The organism is Acinetobacter sp. 778_lipA (assembly GCF_058242985.1).
Genome location: NZ_JBZAYT010000001.1, coordinates 3,434,408 through 3,450,577 on the forward strand (window position 1 = coordinate 3,434,408; position 16,170 = coordinate 3,450,577).

The window sequence follows — 16,170 nt, forward strand, 5'->3', positions numbered from 1 at the left end:
TCTTAAAATAATTCTTAGCAAAAAACCACCTTAAGGTGGTTTGGTTTCTCATGTCTTTTATTGAATTAAAAGTGTGTAGCGCAATAAAAACCTACTCGGGTGAGTGGGTTTTAAGTTTAATGCTGAATAAGTATTTGAATATTAATCACTTGATGAACTTAAACCAAAGCTAAAATCTGCAGTTGTTTTGATAAGTTGAGGCTCCCCATTGATAACTAAAGGCTTAAAACTTGCCTGCTTCATGTATTCACTTAAAACATATTTATCTAGAGCAGGTATTCCAGTCCCTCGAAAAACTTTGACTTTGGTTAATTTACCTTTTTCATTAGCCTCTACACTCAATCTTATCGTTCTATCACTTCCTTTTAAATCAGCATTTTTATAATTAAATTTAGGATACACAGCATAATCAGGAATTCTGGAAACTGAAAAGTTAAAAGGTAATTTCAAGCGCGATGGGTGATTTGTTTTTACATCCCATTCATTCCACACTTTGAGTTTTGATCTTTTCACAGCCCTTAATACTAAATTGTCTAAATCATCCAATCCACTACTTTTGCTTACTTCCGCTTTTTGAACCCTTCCACTCTCATCTGTTTCTAAATAGATTAATATATCTCTGTCGTAACCCTTTAATATTTTATTATCAATTCTAACTTTTGGCGGTATTATCCATTTCATTAACATTCCACTATCTTTGTCTCTGTTTACCTCTCGAACCTTAGAATCTGCTCCAAAACAAAAACTGGAAACCAATAAGCAGAAAATTATAAATAAGCTTTTCATGATATATCTCTATTATATTTAGTCCAAGATACTAATTTTTATGCCAAAAAGAAACCTCCCGAAGGAGGCTTGGTTTATCTTTTATCCAAAACTAGTTTTAACGAATCTTGATGCAATTCTTCCATTTCTAGATCCCAAGAGTTATTACTTTCGAGATAATATTTATTTGAAGATAATCGTTTTTTGCATATAAGATACTTGTTAAAAATGCCTCATATTAAGCCATGTTAAAAATAAGCTAAGATAGTTTAGTAGTCTATATCATATTATCTATCTATATAAAGAATACCTTGTCTATTAATATGACGAGATAATTTTGACTGTATATCTGCCAATAATGTTGATCTTAAACGGAATAGTAAGGTTCCTGTTATATCTTGAGTATGTATCGTCTTTCTTGTAAATAAAAACCTATAATCAAAAACCAAAAATACATTTTTATCTTCAAAGCTAAAAATTGGAGAAATATAAATAGCTTCAGAATTTTTATCAATATATTCTAGAAAACACTCTTCTAAAATTACTCCTTGAATAAATTTAGAATGAACCAATTTATTTTGGACATAATCACATAGTGGATCAATACAAGTTTCTATTAAATATATAGAGTTATTTATATATGTTTCTTCGCTCTCTTTTTTCTTTGATTTCGATAGTTGACCAATTTTAATAGAATATACCGTTTTTTGTAATTCAGTAATTATCTCCCGTTTATATGCTCTTTTTTCACTTACTTCTAATGTATCAAAATGTTCGTTCTCAGAAATGCACTTATTATTGCAAATTTCCGTTTGCATATTTTGGTTTAAATCACAAAATGGAATTTCATTGAGATCCCATTCTGAAATTATTGAAGTCACATTTGATGTCAGTATTTTACTCAATATCATTTTTTTCAAATTTTCATCACTTGATGTTATAACAACACCTGGATAAAAAATATCTTGTTTAACTGCAGTACCAGTTAATAATTTGGTATTAATTTTCTTTTTGGATATGTCATCATTATAAATAGTATTAGAAAACTCAATATTTTCCTTGTCTAAAGCATAGAAATGTGTTTCAAGCTTATCCATAAATAATTGATTAATAACTTCAAAAGAGGAATTCAATTTGGTGCTGTTATCTGATGTAGAAAAATGACTTCCTATGCTTACTTGTGCAAATAAGCTAAGTATATTCCTTGTATTTAAAGCCCAATCTTGATAAGAACCTTGCAAGTTAAAAATTTCTGATGAAACTTGATGAGCAACATTATTTATAGCATTCTCCCATTGCAAAATAGACTTTAACTCCGGAAATTGCTGAAGCTCTGTTTCTATCAAGATTTTTAACTCATTGAAATCTGAACCTACTACCTCTGTCCCATCCAGCTCATAATAAGAAAGCTTATTTGCAGAGATAATATGACAAGGTTTTTTAAGATTCATTCCTCCAACTTCATCAAAAACATAATCTTGAAGCTCGCTTATCTTTTCTTCATGCCTTGACCAGATAACCAATAAATAAGGGTGTGATACACTTTCAATAATTCGATTCAATACAGCTTTAATTTTAGAAAAGTGCGTCCTATCAGGTATGGAATTATCAACTAAATTTAAGTCTAAAAAGATTAATCTAATATCGGTAAAACCTTGTCCTTGATCAGGTAAATTACTTAGCTCGCCATTAAAGTACTTAAACGGAAATCTATATTTAGATAGATAATTAATTAATGGTAATGCTTGATTAATTTTATCATCAATAATAATTATTCTTCCTGTTTCAGGTAAACTCATTATTTGACCTCATTCTTCTTACTAAAGCTAAGAGCTATAATTGCTCCATCCTTGAATTCTTCAGGAATTTCAAAATCATGAAAATCCGGAAACTCCAAAATCCCATTACTCGCAATCAATGCTTGACTAGCAATATGTAATCCTAATCCCATACCTGAATCATTTGGTTTATATGATACAAATGGCTCAGTGAGTAATGATTTATCAGCACTTAAAAAACCTGTACCATTATCAGCAATAAGAAGATGATATTTGTGTTCACTTTCTTGGAAATCGATAAAGATTTTCTTATGACCTATTGATTGATCTTTATCATCATATTTTCGGCCTAACCAATAGAAAGAATTATCAAGGATATTTTGCAAACTTCCTAAAACCAAATTTTTTGAGATTTTAATTTTAATATCTTCACGTTTTTTATATTGACTTATAATTTCGACAGAATGTGACATTTGACGAAATTCGGTATTAAACAAAGCTTGATCAATAATATCACTTAAAGATTGTACTTTTTGAGAAGATTTTTTTAATAATTCAGAATAGCCATCAATCATTGATGATAAATGTTTGACTAAGTTTTGTGCTCTTACGGAGCTCCCTTCTTTTTTAAGAATTTTTTCTACTTCGTAGATAATTTTTTCTACTTCATGAATTACAATTGATAAACTCAAGCCTGAACCAGCCGCATGCAATAGATTTTCTTTAACTAATTTATAATCAGAATCAATTTTTTGAAGATATTTTACAATTTCTTTTCTAACTGGCTCATCTTTAACATTCTTCTCAACATAATTTTTAGTTTCATTAATTACATAATCAACCGTTTTAGATTCTTTTTTTCCACCAAATTCAAGTCTTAATTTAAGTTTGTCTTCCACTCTAAGAGCTTCAATCAGATCCAATACATGTAAAACTGAATCTTTAAAAACGTGATACGCTTCATTCTCAACAAAACCCTCTCTGTTGGTTTTTTCTTGCAAATCAGTACTATTTTTCCTACCTACTTGCACTGCGGCTACGACTAAGTTATTACTCAATGCCTTAGCCGGACTTTGAAATCTACGATGATCTAAACCTAACCAATCATTTTCAGGCTCACCATAATCATAAACCCTTAAGTTATCCCTGAAGACTTTCACACCAGAATTCATTTTTAGAATATCTTTGAAACCTTTTTTATCAACTATTCCAAAATTCATCACCATAGAATCTAAATCGAATATATAACCAACAAATTGAATTTTTCCAATATTATGTTCATCAAGATTTATTAGTGTTCTATTTTTACCTTCTGATTTATAAAGAGTGCGACTTTCAGCAATAAGCGGATAATTTACATCAAGTTCTCTAGGTGAAAGTTTATCTAACATCTCAGGCCAAGGCATAAATTTATAGCTAAATTCTTCAATTATAGTGCCCGAAAGTACTGCTCTAAATTTAAACAAAGCTCTTTCTCGCACAGACTCCCAGTTTTGTAATTCTGATAGCCATGCGTCATTTTGCATAAGCGTTAAAGATGGTTCGAACTTTTCACTTGACTGTACAAATGGTGACTTTAAAGAATTTACCGTTCGTGCGAGCTCACGAACTAACTTTCTATCCCATTTATTTTTGAGCCCTTTAATGATAATTTTAGTGCCAGTCTGATTTTTTGACTCATTAAAAACAGTCGGGATATCATGTTCTACAACTTGGATAGGTACATCTTTTAAATATTTAACACTATTAATGTCTTTCCAATCGATTTTAACTTCGACCTCTTTACAATTTTCTTTTTTTGTAATGAGTTGAATAACATTCCCTAATTTATGCACACCAAATCGTCCAATTCCCTTTTCTCCAATTGGCAATCTTTCATATTTTGGAGAAAGTTTAGGTGTGTTATCAGCATTCACTTTTGAATCACTACCTGGTTCTAACCAAGCATTTTCGACAATATCAATATCCATGCCATTACCATTATCTAGAATAGTAATAGTTCCAGTTTCAGGATTAATAAAGTCATCCAAGATGACTTTACAATATGTGGCATCTGCATCGTAAGCATTTTTAATTAATTCAATTACTGCGATATGCTCATTCTTAATAAGTTGATCACCCAACTGAGCTAGCAAACGAGCACGGGGTTTGAATTCAAATTTTTTATGATCATTCATTATCTAAATTATCCTTTATTGCTTCTGCTATAACTCGAGCTAATAATACTGGAACAGCATTACCAATCTGTTTATATGCACTTGTACGGCTAGGCTTTCCTGATTGACTCTCAAAAAAATAATTATCAGGAAAAGTTTGAAGCCTTGCAGCCTCACGAGGAGTTAACGATCTATTTTGTTTAATATCAGGATGAATATAGTGATGCCCATCTTTAGACATATGTGCAACAACAGTATGAGAGGCTTCTAAGTCACTCGCAACAACTTTAAAACGATCGGTAAATGATGATGTTACTTTATGACTTTTCAATCTTTCAGGCAAGTCATTATAATTTAATCTTTTTTTATGTTTATCCCATTTTTTAACAGCGAATTTATATATTTCTAGATCCTGCTTAGTATTTGGTCTAGATTGATGCCATGTAACAGGCAAATTAGTCTTAATATTCGCTTGAACTAACCATTGACTTTGAGAATGTGAAATTTCACAAGGTAAATGTGACCCCTCTCCAGCTTTTATTTCTGGCAAATCAGCTAGGGCATCATTTACAGTAGCTTTTGGAATATTAATACTTAATTCAGGATAGAAGTCTTTATGGTCTCTACCTTTTTTCCCTATAAGTATAATACGTTTCCTGTTTTGTAAAACACCAAAATCTACAGCATTTAGTATTTTATATTCTACGGAATAACCTACTTCTTTAAAAAGTTTAGTCATCTTTTCTAAATATAATTCACCATCTGGGTCTCTCGCAGAAAGAAGCCCTAGTACGTTTTCAAATACAAAATATTTAGGTTGATAATGCTTTAAAAACTCTACATATTGTATATAAAGATGATTACGGGGATCATCTTTCATATTGCCACGTGCTCTACCAATAATGGAGTATGCTTGGCATGGTGGACCACCTATAATTAAGTCAATTGATTGCCCTTTAAGAGCTTTATCAATTTGTGAAAAAATTCTATCTATTGAATCTGGTCCAATAAACTCGTTAATAATAGAATTTAAAACATCAGGTGGCGCCTCATTCCAAAGCTGATTTCTTCCAATATTACCATTTAGGTATCTTACATAAGGCTCTAAATTATTTTGTTGTTTTAACCAATGAAAAACTTGACGGGTTTTTAGAGTTGCACATGCAGCAACATCTGCCTCGACATGTGCGATAGGTCTAAATCCTGCTTGAATAAATCCTTCAGATAGCCCACCAGCACCTGCAAATAGATCTAGGAAATTAAATGATGAGCTAAAGTTTTCCATACCACAAAAGTCATAAAATTTATATGTCTAGAGTGCCAGGTAACTTAATCAGTTTCAAGTACAAATTACGAATTTTCTCTAGCCTAGTTGGTTAATGCATAAAGCATAAATACAATAAATCGTTCGAGCTTATTACTTGTAAGAAAACTCCATTATGTTAGTAATCACATGGCTTTGGCTTCTTTCTAAACCGCCTTTCGGCGGTTTCTTTTGAGGTGGTTTCCTATTTAAGGATCTCTAATTCTTGAGATCTAATTTTATCAACAAGTCTTGATAAATTTTCATCTGTTTGAATTCCCTCTTGGATAGATTGTGCTATGTTACCAAATCCATCCCAATATTCATTTTTTTTATACATCCCTGCATCCCAAATATCTTCCCACCACGTACTATTAAATTCACTTTTTAATAAAGATAGAGGATGTATTATTCCTTCACTTAAATCATCAAACTTATTATTTTTAACTATGTAACCACGCACATTAACAGCATTTTTACATAAAGAAGATGTATATAGACTATATAAAATTCTTAATGTGACAAAGAAGCTTTTAAGCATTCCATATCCCCCAGCACCAATAACATTACTTACATGCATAGGTGTTCTAAGAATATCGACTCTCCATTCACCATATTTTCGAATTATTAATAATTCTCCAGCTTGTGACTGGTTTCTTATTAAATATATATCTGTTGGCTTTTCTTTCGTTTCATCATTTAAATTTAATAACTCAACTGTAGCTATTTCTGGATTAAGTGACATCCTGAAATAATCTGCGTTAAATTTTGGTAAATTACCATGTTTTAACCAACCCTCATTTACACCAAAAAATACTGCAAATTTCTCTAGCTCCTTAAATGATGGTTCGTTAATTCCCGAGAAATAATCTTGAAATTTTGAAGCAGACTCTTCTCCAAGTAATTCAGCAACTCTAGACGGTGTTAAATTAGGATGAACTAAATCATTGGTCATCTTCAAACAATCAACTAATCTTGTAGCAACCTCAGAACTTCTATCAAACGCGAATTCTTTTGATTTTAATAAATTTTCAATATTTTCTAAACTTTCTAAAACTGTTAATTTAGATAAAGTAATATCATCGTTCAATGTTTTTTCAAGTATTTCAACAATTGCAGAATTCATTGATAAACCATTTTTTTCGGCGAATTTAACGAGCCTTTCATGCAAGTCTAATGGCAAACGAAGTTGCGACCTCTTCAATTCATCTTGTTTGAAAATCATATTAATTCTCTATAAAAGTTTTAAAATAAATTGAAAAAACTATAGTACCAATAATAGTATAAAAATTAATAGTGTCAACAGTAGTGTCAAAAATTTAGTGTCATAAATAGTATTGACTAAAGTTTAACAAATACATATATTAAAAAAGCCCTGATAACTTTCGACGGCATCAGGGCTCCTATCAACTTTCATTCAAGGAAAAGTGACATGACAAGTCTAACATTAAGTTTCAACGAAGTGAAATTTAACCCAGTTCAGCATGAACAACAAATCTGGCTTAAGGTTTCTTGTTTAAGCGTTCCACAACCTTGTCGGCTATAGAATCAATCACACTCTCACTAATCTCCATTTTTTCTTCGATTAAATCAAGATGCTTAATTGGCTTTAATCCCCTTTCCATTAACTCCAACATGGCAGAATTTAGAGATAGGTTGTTTTTTTCAGCATACACCATAACAGCCTCATACTGATCATGAGGAATTCTTAATTGTGTTCGCTTCCATTCATCCTGCTTTTCTCTGCTCATGAACTTAAACTCAAAAATAACTTGACACTAATTTTAGTAATATATTATTGTATTGTCAATGACATTAATTTTAGTGTCAAAACAAGTAACCCCTTGCCTGATTTCGACGTCTGCAAGGGGTTATATCTAAATCTTAGGAGAATTAGACATGTCTAATATAGCATTAAGCTTTAACGATGTGAAATTTAACCCTGTTCAGCATGAACAACAAATTTGGCTTACGGCGAGTGAACTTGCGAAAGCTTTAGGTTATGCAAAATCTGATGCTGTAACTCAAATCTATGAACGTAATAAAGATGAGTTTACTAACGATATGACCTTGACCCTCAATATGAGTGTCAAGGGTTTTGGTAATGGAAACTCTGAAAAATCCACTCGTATATTCAATTCTCGAGGGTGTCACCTTATTACTTTCTTTGCACGAACATCTGTTGCAAAAAAATTCCGCAAATGGGTGCTTGACGTTTTAGATAAAGAAGTCGGTCAACCAGTAGCTAAAACCCACAAATCTGAACGTGAACCTTTAACCAATGCTGTAAATCTTCTCGTAGCCAAGACTAAACATCTTAACTACAGTGATGCTTACAAGCTCGTTCATCAGCGTTTCAACGTAAAACACATTGATGAGATTCCTTACGATACGATTCCTGTCGCAGTTGAATATGTTCATCACTTGATTGCTTTGTATAGTCAGGCAAACAAACACAAAGATACTGAGCCGCATATTCAAGCTGTATTACAAGATCAAAATGTTCAATTTCTAATGTGGTACGTGCCGATTCTTGCGAAGTTCGTTAAAAATGAACTCTACCCTGCACTAACCGCTATTCAAAGCAGTTATGCAAGTCGCCTGATGGGTTTAACACAAGAAGTTTCGTGTCATGCCAATCTATTGAACCGAAAAGCAATTGGTTACGGCATTACGCTAAAGCATGTTGGTGATATGCAACCCCATTCAATGGAATGGTATTTGGCTTGATGGATTGAAGAAAACCCGCTTAGGCGGGTTTTTTAATTTGGTAGCCTTAAACAGCTCCAATAATTTTTCCATCCTGACTAAATTTAAAAATTCGCTTGTTTGCAACATCAGCACCATATGAATTTTTCGCAGTATATTCTACAACCACATACCATAATGTAGCACTGCTATCCAAAATTTGGATTTTTCTAGGTACAAAAGAGTAAGGATTTTTTAATGTTGATTTTGTATTCTCAATCGCTAAAAAAATCATTTTATTCTGCTTTTCTAAATCGAAAGATTTAATGTTCTCAGGAATACCTACCATAAAATCAATTTTTACATCAGTGTCATGATCTTCTCCATTTTTAAGTTTTTTACTTAAAGGATTTGGGTTTCCTGTGATAATTTTATCCGAAAAAATTAAATCATCTTTTGTGATTTTATGCGAGTCTATGGATTTAGAATTATCACTAGCAGCCTTTATCCACGTGCCGTTTGGTTTTAACTCTATTTTCTCGCCAGCAGAATTGGTAACAATTTCAGCATTAGCTAATGTTGAATATAGTCCCAATAAACCGATTAATAATAATTTTTTCATTCTAAAGCACTCCTTGAAGTGCTTATAAAATATCAATTAATCAAGGGAAAAGCCACCAAAGTGGCTATCTACCTTTTTTTATTCTATCCAAAGCACCACCTTGACGCTCAGCGTCTCGCCAAGACTGAGCAATTAATGATTGGGTTTCTGCTTTATTTTGCTTCTTTAAATCCTCAATGATTACTGTCAGCTCCTTCCCATCCCAAGAAGTGGTAGCCTCCACCTTATCTGAGACACTATTGTAAATATTGACAATAGGTGCGCTTGATCCTGAACTATTTTGCTTAATAGATTCAAACTGCTTCCTTTCAACATCAACATTACTTATTCGAGAAACACCAATTAAGCCACCATCCTTGTATGCAGGAATATTCTCACTCTTATTTGGTATTAAAAATTGCATCTTTAACGCTTCATATTCACGTTGATAAGGCATTTCACCAGTGCGGTTCATGTAATTCATGTTTTCAACACCGATTTTTTTTACCGCCCAAGCACGTGTCACAAACTCGTAATCCGATAGTTTTGCATTTATCGAATCACTTGTTTCTGTTCCAGCACCTCTTACTTGACCACTTCCAGTAAATAAGCCACCTGTAGCAAATCCTGCAATTGCTTGTGATGCAATCAGTCCTGCTTGAGCATAACCCATTGCAAGAATAGCTGAGTGTGCTGTCACTTTCCCGAACAAAGTTGGATTTGCGCCATCTGCTGTCACCTGCATTGCTGCTAAATGTGTTGCTATTAGTGTGGATGCAATCGAGAAAGCTTGCTGCATTGCAAACATAGTTTTATATGATGCACTTTGCTCACCAGAAGCTTCTTTAACCGATTGAGTTAGTTGTGACCACATTGTTTGACTGGAAGAAACCAATCCACTCCATATTTGCAATTGATTTTGCTGTTGGAATTTTGCTAAATCTTCCTCTTTACGCTTAAATTCAAGTGAAATAGCATACTCATTCTCTTTATGTAATCGACGCGCATTTTGCATCCTTTCAAAATGCTGCTCCTGAAGGATTTCTCCGTCACGATATTCCTTGTCAACTTTAAGAAGACCTTCTGAATAAGATTTGTCATTTTTAGCATAAGAATCAGTCTGTTGATTTATTAATGCTGTACGTTGATAATCAAATGGATTTAAAGAATATTGTGCAATTTTATCTCTAGCACGATTCAATTGATCAGTGTACATCAAGTTATATTCTAATTGCTTAAGTTGCTGAGTCTCACGAAACTTCTTAAGTTCATATGCAAATTTTTCATCAACCTCTTCTTTAGCAATCTGTTTTTGAATATCAGAATATTCTTTGTTTAAAGAAATAGTTACTTTTTGAGTGTCGATTTCATTTTGAATTCGTTGCTCATATGTCCAGTTCCAACCCCGTACATTTAAGTCAAATTGAAGTTCAGCAAGTCGATTTTCATTTGCAAATCGTTCATTCTCTTGACGCTCAAGTTTTGTGTATGTATCACCAGAAAAATGAGATTGAATATTTGATAATTTCTTCTCATGTTCCGTTTTGCGTTGAATCTCACCACTTGAATATTGCAGTTCTATGTCTTGCTTAACTTGCAAGAACTTAACTAAATCATTGACAGAAGTATCAAAGTCTTTAGTTGAGCCTTCAAAACCATTTGTTCCTGCAATATAGCCTTTTACGTTTTGAACATATTGACGGTTTACTGGTCCAATTTTAGTACCTTTCTCTACGTTCCCTTCGCCTGCATGATAAGCAGATATTGCCTTATCCCACGAGCCAAATTTTTTATAGAGAATTTGAAGGTATTTAGCTGCTGCCTCTGCTGATTTACCTAAGTCAAATACATCGCTTCCAGTCAATTTGAAACGCTTAGCGGTATCATCAAGAAATTGAAATCCACCTTTTGCAGTACCATATTTAGTCATAGGACCAATGGCATTAGCATTACCTCGTGATTCCTGCATATGAATGCCTGAAAGCAGCCCTGGCAAAATACCGTATTTTGACTCTATATTTTCAAAGCCATATTTAGCAGCATTAGCCTTAACTTTTTCGTTAATCTGTAAGACTTTAAGCTGCTTCTCAAGCTCCTTAGTTTGATCTTTTTTCGCTTGGGTAATTAAATCCTCTTTTTCCTTCATTTTTGCCGAAATATCAGCAACCTTAAACATTTCCTGTGCGTAAGGAGTCTTAGTTTTAAGTGGATCAAAATTTAATGCTTTTAAAACCTTCAAGTTTTGCTCAATTAAGGCATCTGACTGCCCCATACTTTGCAATTTAGCCCTTGCTGCCATTTCTTTAATATCATCAAAAGCTCCTGACTTATAACTGTCATAGGCCTTTTTTGACTCTTCAAGAGCTTTCTTCTTAAGAAGGATGGAGTCTGTTTCGTCTTTATTTGCCTTTATTGCAGATGAAGTTTGATTTGTTAATGCTTGTTGAGCAGTTTTAACCTTTTTATATTCTGCATCAGCTTTTGCATGGGCTGTAGTCAACTCATCGATTTCAACTTTATGCTTTTTCTGAACTCCTGATAAGTTATTTACTGCTGTTGCAAATTCAGATGAACTTATTTTGCCCTTATTGTATTCTTTGAATAGCTTATTGATTTCTCTTGCTGTAGATTCTGACACCGAGCCTGACTCTTCAAGCCATCCAATCATTGCGCTCAAATCTGAATAAGCAACTGTATAACTCGTGGCCAAGCTTTTAACTTGCTTTTCGAGCTCTCGCATTGTTGTGCGTTTTTGAAGCTCATCCAACTTTGAATATTCTTCAACTAACTCACTTACAGTGCCCTTTTGTAAATTAAGCGTGGCAGTTGTATCTTTGGTACTATCTTTGAGCATTAGATATGAACCAGCAACAGCCGCAACAGTTAAACCTAATCCTACTGGTCCACCCAGTACACCAAGTAAACCACGGCCAACACCCATTGATAGGTTTTGGGCTGCATTAACTCGGCTTTGAGAAGCGGCCAAAGCATTTTGAGCAACTGTTAATTCAGCAGTAACCTGAGTCTCAACTCTTCTAAGCTCAGCCATTCGTGTTATTGATGCAGTCCGACCAATACTATTGATTTGCTCTTTTAATCTTTGTACCTCTAATGCTTTTTCAGCTGCAATTGCCGCCAAAGTTGCCTGTGTTGAAACTACTCGAGCCTCTGCACCAGCCAACTCTTGAGCTGCTGCTACCCGCTCTGCTTGTATAGCAGCATACTGAATGGATGTCTGTTCAGTAAGTTGCTTAATTTTTCCATAGCCTGCCATTGTGCTTGTATAAAGTGCTGGAATATAAGTACCAAGCCAATACGCCCCACCAATCATGGCAATGTTTGTTACTGTGTTTAAATTATCAGCAAGGCTTTTTAATGATTCTTGCATCGTTTTAGATATACCTGTTGACTTACCAAGTTCACCAGCATAGTTAGCTACAGCATTGCCAAGTTGAACAAACCCTTGACCAATTGAAAAATCAGTTTTCCCAAATAAGTCATCAACAGAAACTTTTGCGTTCTTTAAAGCCTTGATGACCACATCAGTTGTGAGCTTTCCTTCATTAGCCCAATTTCTCAAATCACCAACAGAAATATTTAACCCTTTCGCAATTGCATCTCTTAATCCACCTGCCTGTTCTGCGATAGAATTATATTCCTCCCCCCTTAAGATTCCTGAGCTAAGGGCTTGTCCAAATTGCACCAATGCAGCTTCTGCTGATGCTGCTGTTCCACCGCTAATTGAGATTGCTTTTGAAACTGTCTCTGTGAGTGTTGCTGCATCCTTTAAATTAATTCCAAGTGATTTCGCATTTTGAGCAAATCTTTGATATACCTGAGCTGTTGAATCCCACGCTTGAGCAGTGTTTTGCGCAATAGCAAAAGTATCTTTCATCGCCTGATTAAGCTCATTCTGATTTGCAGTCACAAGCTTCAGTCTATTTTGTAGACCTGTGTACATATCCATCTTAGCGATCGCAGTACCGACAGTCACAACCCCAGCCAAATACCCTGCCAACTGCCTTGCTGCCACTGACATAGAGTTCATTGAAGTAGTTGCGTAATTACCAGTGCGTTCGATACTTTGTAGCTCTCGATCTAAAGCACGTGCATTACGTGCTGCTTGTTCTGAGCTAATTTCAATAATGAGTGTGCTACGTTGTTCAGCCATGACTTTTCCTTAGGCGTAAAAAAAGCGCCTAACGGCGCATTGCTGATAAACAAAACCCCGACAGTGCAAACTCTCGGGGTTTTATTTTGGGTATAAAAAACCGCCTATAGGCGGTAAGATTTGATTAAGCAGAAGGATTAATTAACCGATCTATTTCAGCTTTTAAAAAACCGAAGTTATAAATACTTGAACCTTGCTCTAGTGTCTCTTCATTCAAAAAAAAGATCATTTGATAATTAGAATCTTTACTTTTAGGCAATGCGGTTCGTAAAACATAAGCATTTTTTAGAGCATCTAATTCGATTGAATAAGATATTAAAACTTCTTTTAATTTACTATGAAATAACTTCGATTCATGTACAAGCCAATCATCATATATATTCAACCACTGATTTTTTTCCAAAGTTAACAATGAGTTCATTGCACTTAATAGTTTTGATTCTGTTAATAATGCATAACACACTTGTATAACATCATCTGTAACAATTTCATCGTTTTCATCAATTTCATTAGTCATCGTTTTTTCCTTTATTTGATAAATGATTTTAAAAGATCAATCTCAGCTTGAGTTGCAAACCGTCTATCACCTTGATTCAAAAGTTTATTATGTTGTTTGGTCGTTCTTAACTCAACAGTTGTAATATGTTCAGCATCTTTGCTTACGATATGCTCTCGTGAGTTAACCCCTCTTACAATAAATCTATTATTACTGGTCTGAATAAAAATATCTGAGTTTCTTGCTCTTTGAATATCATTTACAACTTTCCCAACTGGTCTTCCCTCTGATGCTCGAAGTTTGGAATGTTCTGTAGGTTCGATTCCACAATTTACATCTTCAGGATCTGGGTCATCAGAATTACAATTCGTTGAATTATTTTCTAACTGCTGAACAATCGGTTTAGCTTTCTCTGCATCATTCTCAGCTTCATTTAAGATATCTTGAGCTGCTGCAACTGTAGCAACTTGTGCATCAGTATTGCCAGATTGGGCGTTGCTAATGATCTTTTGGGAAACTGCATCAAGTGGGAGGGTTTTCTCGTTATTTTGTGCATTAGGGTCATAAAGAGGATTAGCTTTGCCTTGAACATCCCAATCATCTGGCGAGCCATCTTTACGTAAGCAACGAACATAAGCTATGGTTGAGTTAGAGGGATTATCACTATTTGAATACCAATAAACTGATTTGAAAGTTTCATTGTAAAAAGCACAAACATCACGAGCAGCAGTTTGAGGATCTGAATAAATATAGTCAGTGTTTAATCCTCCACCCGCCTTCCAAATCCATGGAATAGTAGGATCCTCATTAGCAGGTTTTGATTTTTCTTTATACCGAATCTGATTATTCGCTGGATCCATCACCCAATCTACAGCACCCAACAACTCCTCTACTGCTACTGAAAGTGCTAAACCACCAGCACCTCGAACTAAAACCTTACTCACATCTTTTGCAACAGGCGCAATAAGAGCATGAGATTTCTTAGCTAGATCAGCAACATTTTTAGAACCATTAACTAAACCAGATGCATCTAACGCAACTGGATTTGTTAATGCCCAACCATTAAGCGTTACGGCACTTGCTAAACCCGAACTCAGGGCTAAACAAATACCAGTTAAAAAAGCTAAGCTCTTTTTCATTGTGTTTCCTTTTCTTTAGACATAAAAAAAGACAGTCATCGGACTGCCTTGGGGTGAAATTGGTAATAAAAAAGCACCCTGTTTGGATGCTTTCTAATACCTATTAGTAAATTCAGTAAAGCTAAGTTTGACGATTAATTTCATATCGTTAATTACTATTCTTCATATCTGACACTGCGTACTTTAAGTTATCTGCAACCCGGTTCGTCCAGCCTTTGCCATAAGTTCCCCAAGTGGTTAACGATGTATAAAATCGCAAACGCTCAGCAGTTAATAAAATCAAAACATCAGTCACAGATAATGCTTTAACCGCAGCAATCGTTTTTGCACCTAAAATACCGTCATCAATCACACCTGCGACTTGTTGTAATTCTTTTACGGCTCGACTCTTTCCAGCATTCACGGCGAAATCCCATAATTGATAAACAATCGCAGGATGGAGTTGTTCAGCTCCCAGTTTGTCCCACCAATCTTTTTTATAAATTGCTTTGGCTTGTTCGAGTGTTAAGTTTTTGATGTCTAAATTCGGGTAGGTGTTGGCAGCAATACCATATTTAGTTCCTTTCAGAACTCCCTTCCCAACTTTTCCACCTGTCCAGTTACCAGGATCATTACGATCAGTTGAGTAGCCACCTTCATGGCCAATTAATCGAGCAAATGCTTTCTCAAAATTCATTTAAATATCGCTCCAAATGCTTCTTTAATCTCTGTGATGATTTCATTAAATGATTTACCTTTTAGAAGCTGTACGGACTGATAAGCAATACCAATACAAAGCATTCCAAAAATGGCAAAAATCAACATCACAAAACCTTGTGCCATATGTGTGTAATGGGCTAAGTCATAGTATTCAATAAAAGCTGAGCCACCATACAAACTAATGGCCACGCTAAAAGTGAACTTCATAATGACGCCCATGGTGATTTTAATGCGGCCTTGAGTGTCTATATCTCCACTTAAAGTAAGTGCAAAAATAGCCCCAATAACAGCTGCAACAATTTTAAAAAGCCATGGTAGACCTTTGATTGAAATTGGATCGTTCAATATATTTCCCCTAATTTTTGGCAATAAAA

At 34.3% G+C, this 16,170-nt stretch carries 13 protein-coding genes; 1 reads left to right on the plus strand and 12 read right to left on the minus strand.

Annotated elements, in window-relative coordinates; genetic code table 11:
- Window positions 1-141: 141 nt before the first annotated feature.
- The 6 genes from AC4CUY_RS16150 to AC4CUY_RS16175 form a co-directional block, all read right to left on the minus strand.
- Window positions 142-786 (minus strand): energy transducer TonB, encoded by a 645-nt coding sequence (locus tag AC4CUY_RS16150; protein ID WP_490774419.1) that lies wholly within the window; start codon window positions 784-786, stop codon window positions 142-144.
- 266 nt (window positions 787-1,052) lie between these two features.
- On the minus strand, window positions 1,053-2,564 hold the full coding sequence (locus tag AC4CUY_RS16155) for a hypothetical protein (RefSeq protein ID WP_490774420.1): 1,512 nt from the start codon (window positions 2,562-2,564) through the stop codon (window positions 1,053-1,055).
- Entirely contained in the window at window positions 2,564-4,720 is a 2,157-nt protein-coding gene (locus tag AC4CUY_RS16160) for an ATP-binding protein (protein WP_490774421.1), read from the minus strand. Before AC4CUY_RS16160 ends, AC4CUY_RS16155 begins: the two co-directional genes overlap by 1 nt.
- The gene (locus AC4CUY_RS16165; protein ID WP_490774422.1) at window positions 4,713-5,984 is read right to left on the minus strand and encodes a DNA cytosine methyltransferase; all 1,272 of its coding nucleotides are present in this window, start codon (window positions 5,982-5,984) and stop codon (window positions 4,713-4,715) included. The genes AC4CUY_RS16160 and AC4CUY_RS16165 overlap by 8 nt, the downstream gene beginning before the upstream one ends.
- Before the next feature lie 223 nt (window positions 5,985-6,207).
- Window positions 6,208-7,227 (minus strand): helix-turn-helix domain-containing protein, encoded by a 1,020-nt coding sequence (locus AC4CUY_RS16170; RefSeq protein WP_490774423.1) that lies wholly within the window; start codon window positions 7,225-7,227, stop codon window positions 6,208-6,210.
- Between the two features lie 277 nt (window positions 7,228-7,504).
- Window positions 7,505-7,753, minus strand: a complete 249-nt coding sequence (locus AC4CUY_RS16175; RefSeq protein WP_490774424.1) for a hypothetical protein — start codon at window positions 7,751-7,753, stop codon at window positions 7,505-7,507.
- Between the two features lie 148 nt (window positions 7,754-7,901).
- Between AC4CUY_RS16175 and AC4CUY_RS16180 the strand changes: the two genes are divergently transcribed.
- Window positions 7,902-8,732, plus strand: coding sequence for a BRO-N domain-containing protein (locus AC4CUY_RS16180; RefSeq protein WP_490774425.1), 831 nt, complete (start codon window positions 7,902-7,904; stop codon window positions 8,730-8,732).
- A 46-nt stretch (window positions 8,733-8,778) separates the two neighbouring features.
- On the opposite strand, the gene AC4CUY_RS16185 is transcribed toward AC4CUY_RS16180, so the two are convergent.
- The 6 genes from AC4CUY_RS16185 to AC4CUY_RS16210 all read right to left on the minus strand — a co-directional run bounded on the left by AC4CUY_RS16185 (window position 8,779) and on the right by AC4CUY_RS16210 (window position 16,141).
- Window positions 8,779-9,312 carry a hypothetical protein gene (locus AC4CUY_RS16185; RefSeq protein WP_490774426.1) on the minus strand — a complete coding sequence of 178 codons (534 nt, stop codon included), beginning with the start codon at window positions 9,310-9,312 and terminating at the stop codon, window positions 8,779-8,781.
- A gap of 64 nt (window positions 9,313-9,376) precedes the next feature.
- A complete protein-coding gene (locus AC4CUY_RS16190; protein ID WP_490774427.1) occupies window positions 9,377-13,462 on the minus strand; it encodes a tape measure protein in 4,086 nt (1,361 codons plus the stop codon).
- A 124-nt stretch (window positions 13,463-13,586) separates the two neighbouring features.
- Window positions 13,587-13,979 carry a hypothetical protein gene (locus AC4CUY_RS16195; protein WP_490774428.1) on the minus strand — a complete coding sequence of 131 codons (393 nt, stop codon included), beginning with the start codon at window positions 13,977-13,979 and terminating at the stop codon, window positions 13,587-13,589.
- Window positions 13,980-13,990: 11 nt separating this feature from the next.
- Window positions 13,991-15,097: a hypothetical protein gene (locus AC4CUY_RS16200; protein WP_490774429.1), complete on the minus strand. Its 1,107-nt coding sequence runs from the start codon at window positions 15,095-15,097 to the stop codon at window positions 13,991-13,993.
- Between the two features lie 148 nt (window positions 15,098-15,245).
- Window positions 15,246-15,773: a glycoside hydrolase family 108 protein gene (locus AC4CUY_RS16205; RefSeq protein WP_490774430.1), complete on the minus strand. Its 528-nt coding sequence runs from the start codon at window positions 15,771-15,773 to the stop codon at window positions 15,246-15,248.
- Window positions 15,770-16,141: a hypothetical protein gene (locus tag AC4CUY_RS16210; protein WP_303578003.1), complete on the minus strand. Its 372-nt coding sequence runs from the start codon at window positions 16,139-16,141 to the stop codon at window positions 15,770-15,772. Before AC4CUY_RS16210 ends, AC4CUY_RS16205 begins: the two co-directional genes overlap by 4 nt.
- Between the last annotated feature and the right edge of the window lie 29 nt (window positions 16,142-16,170).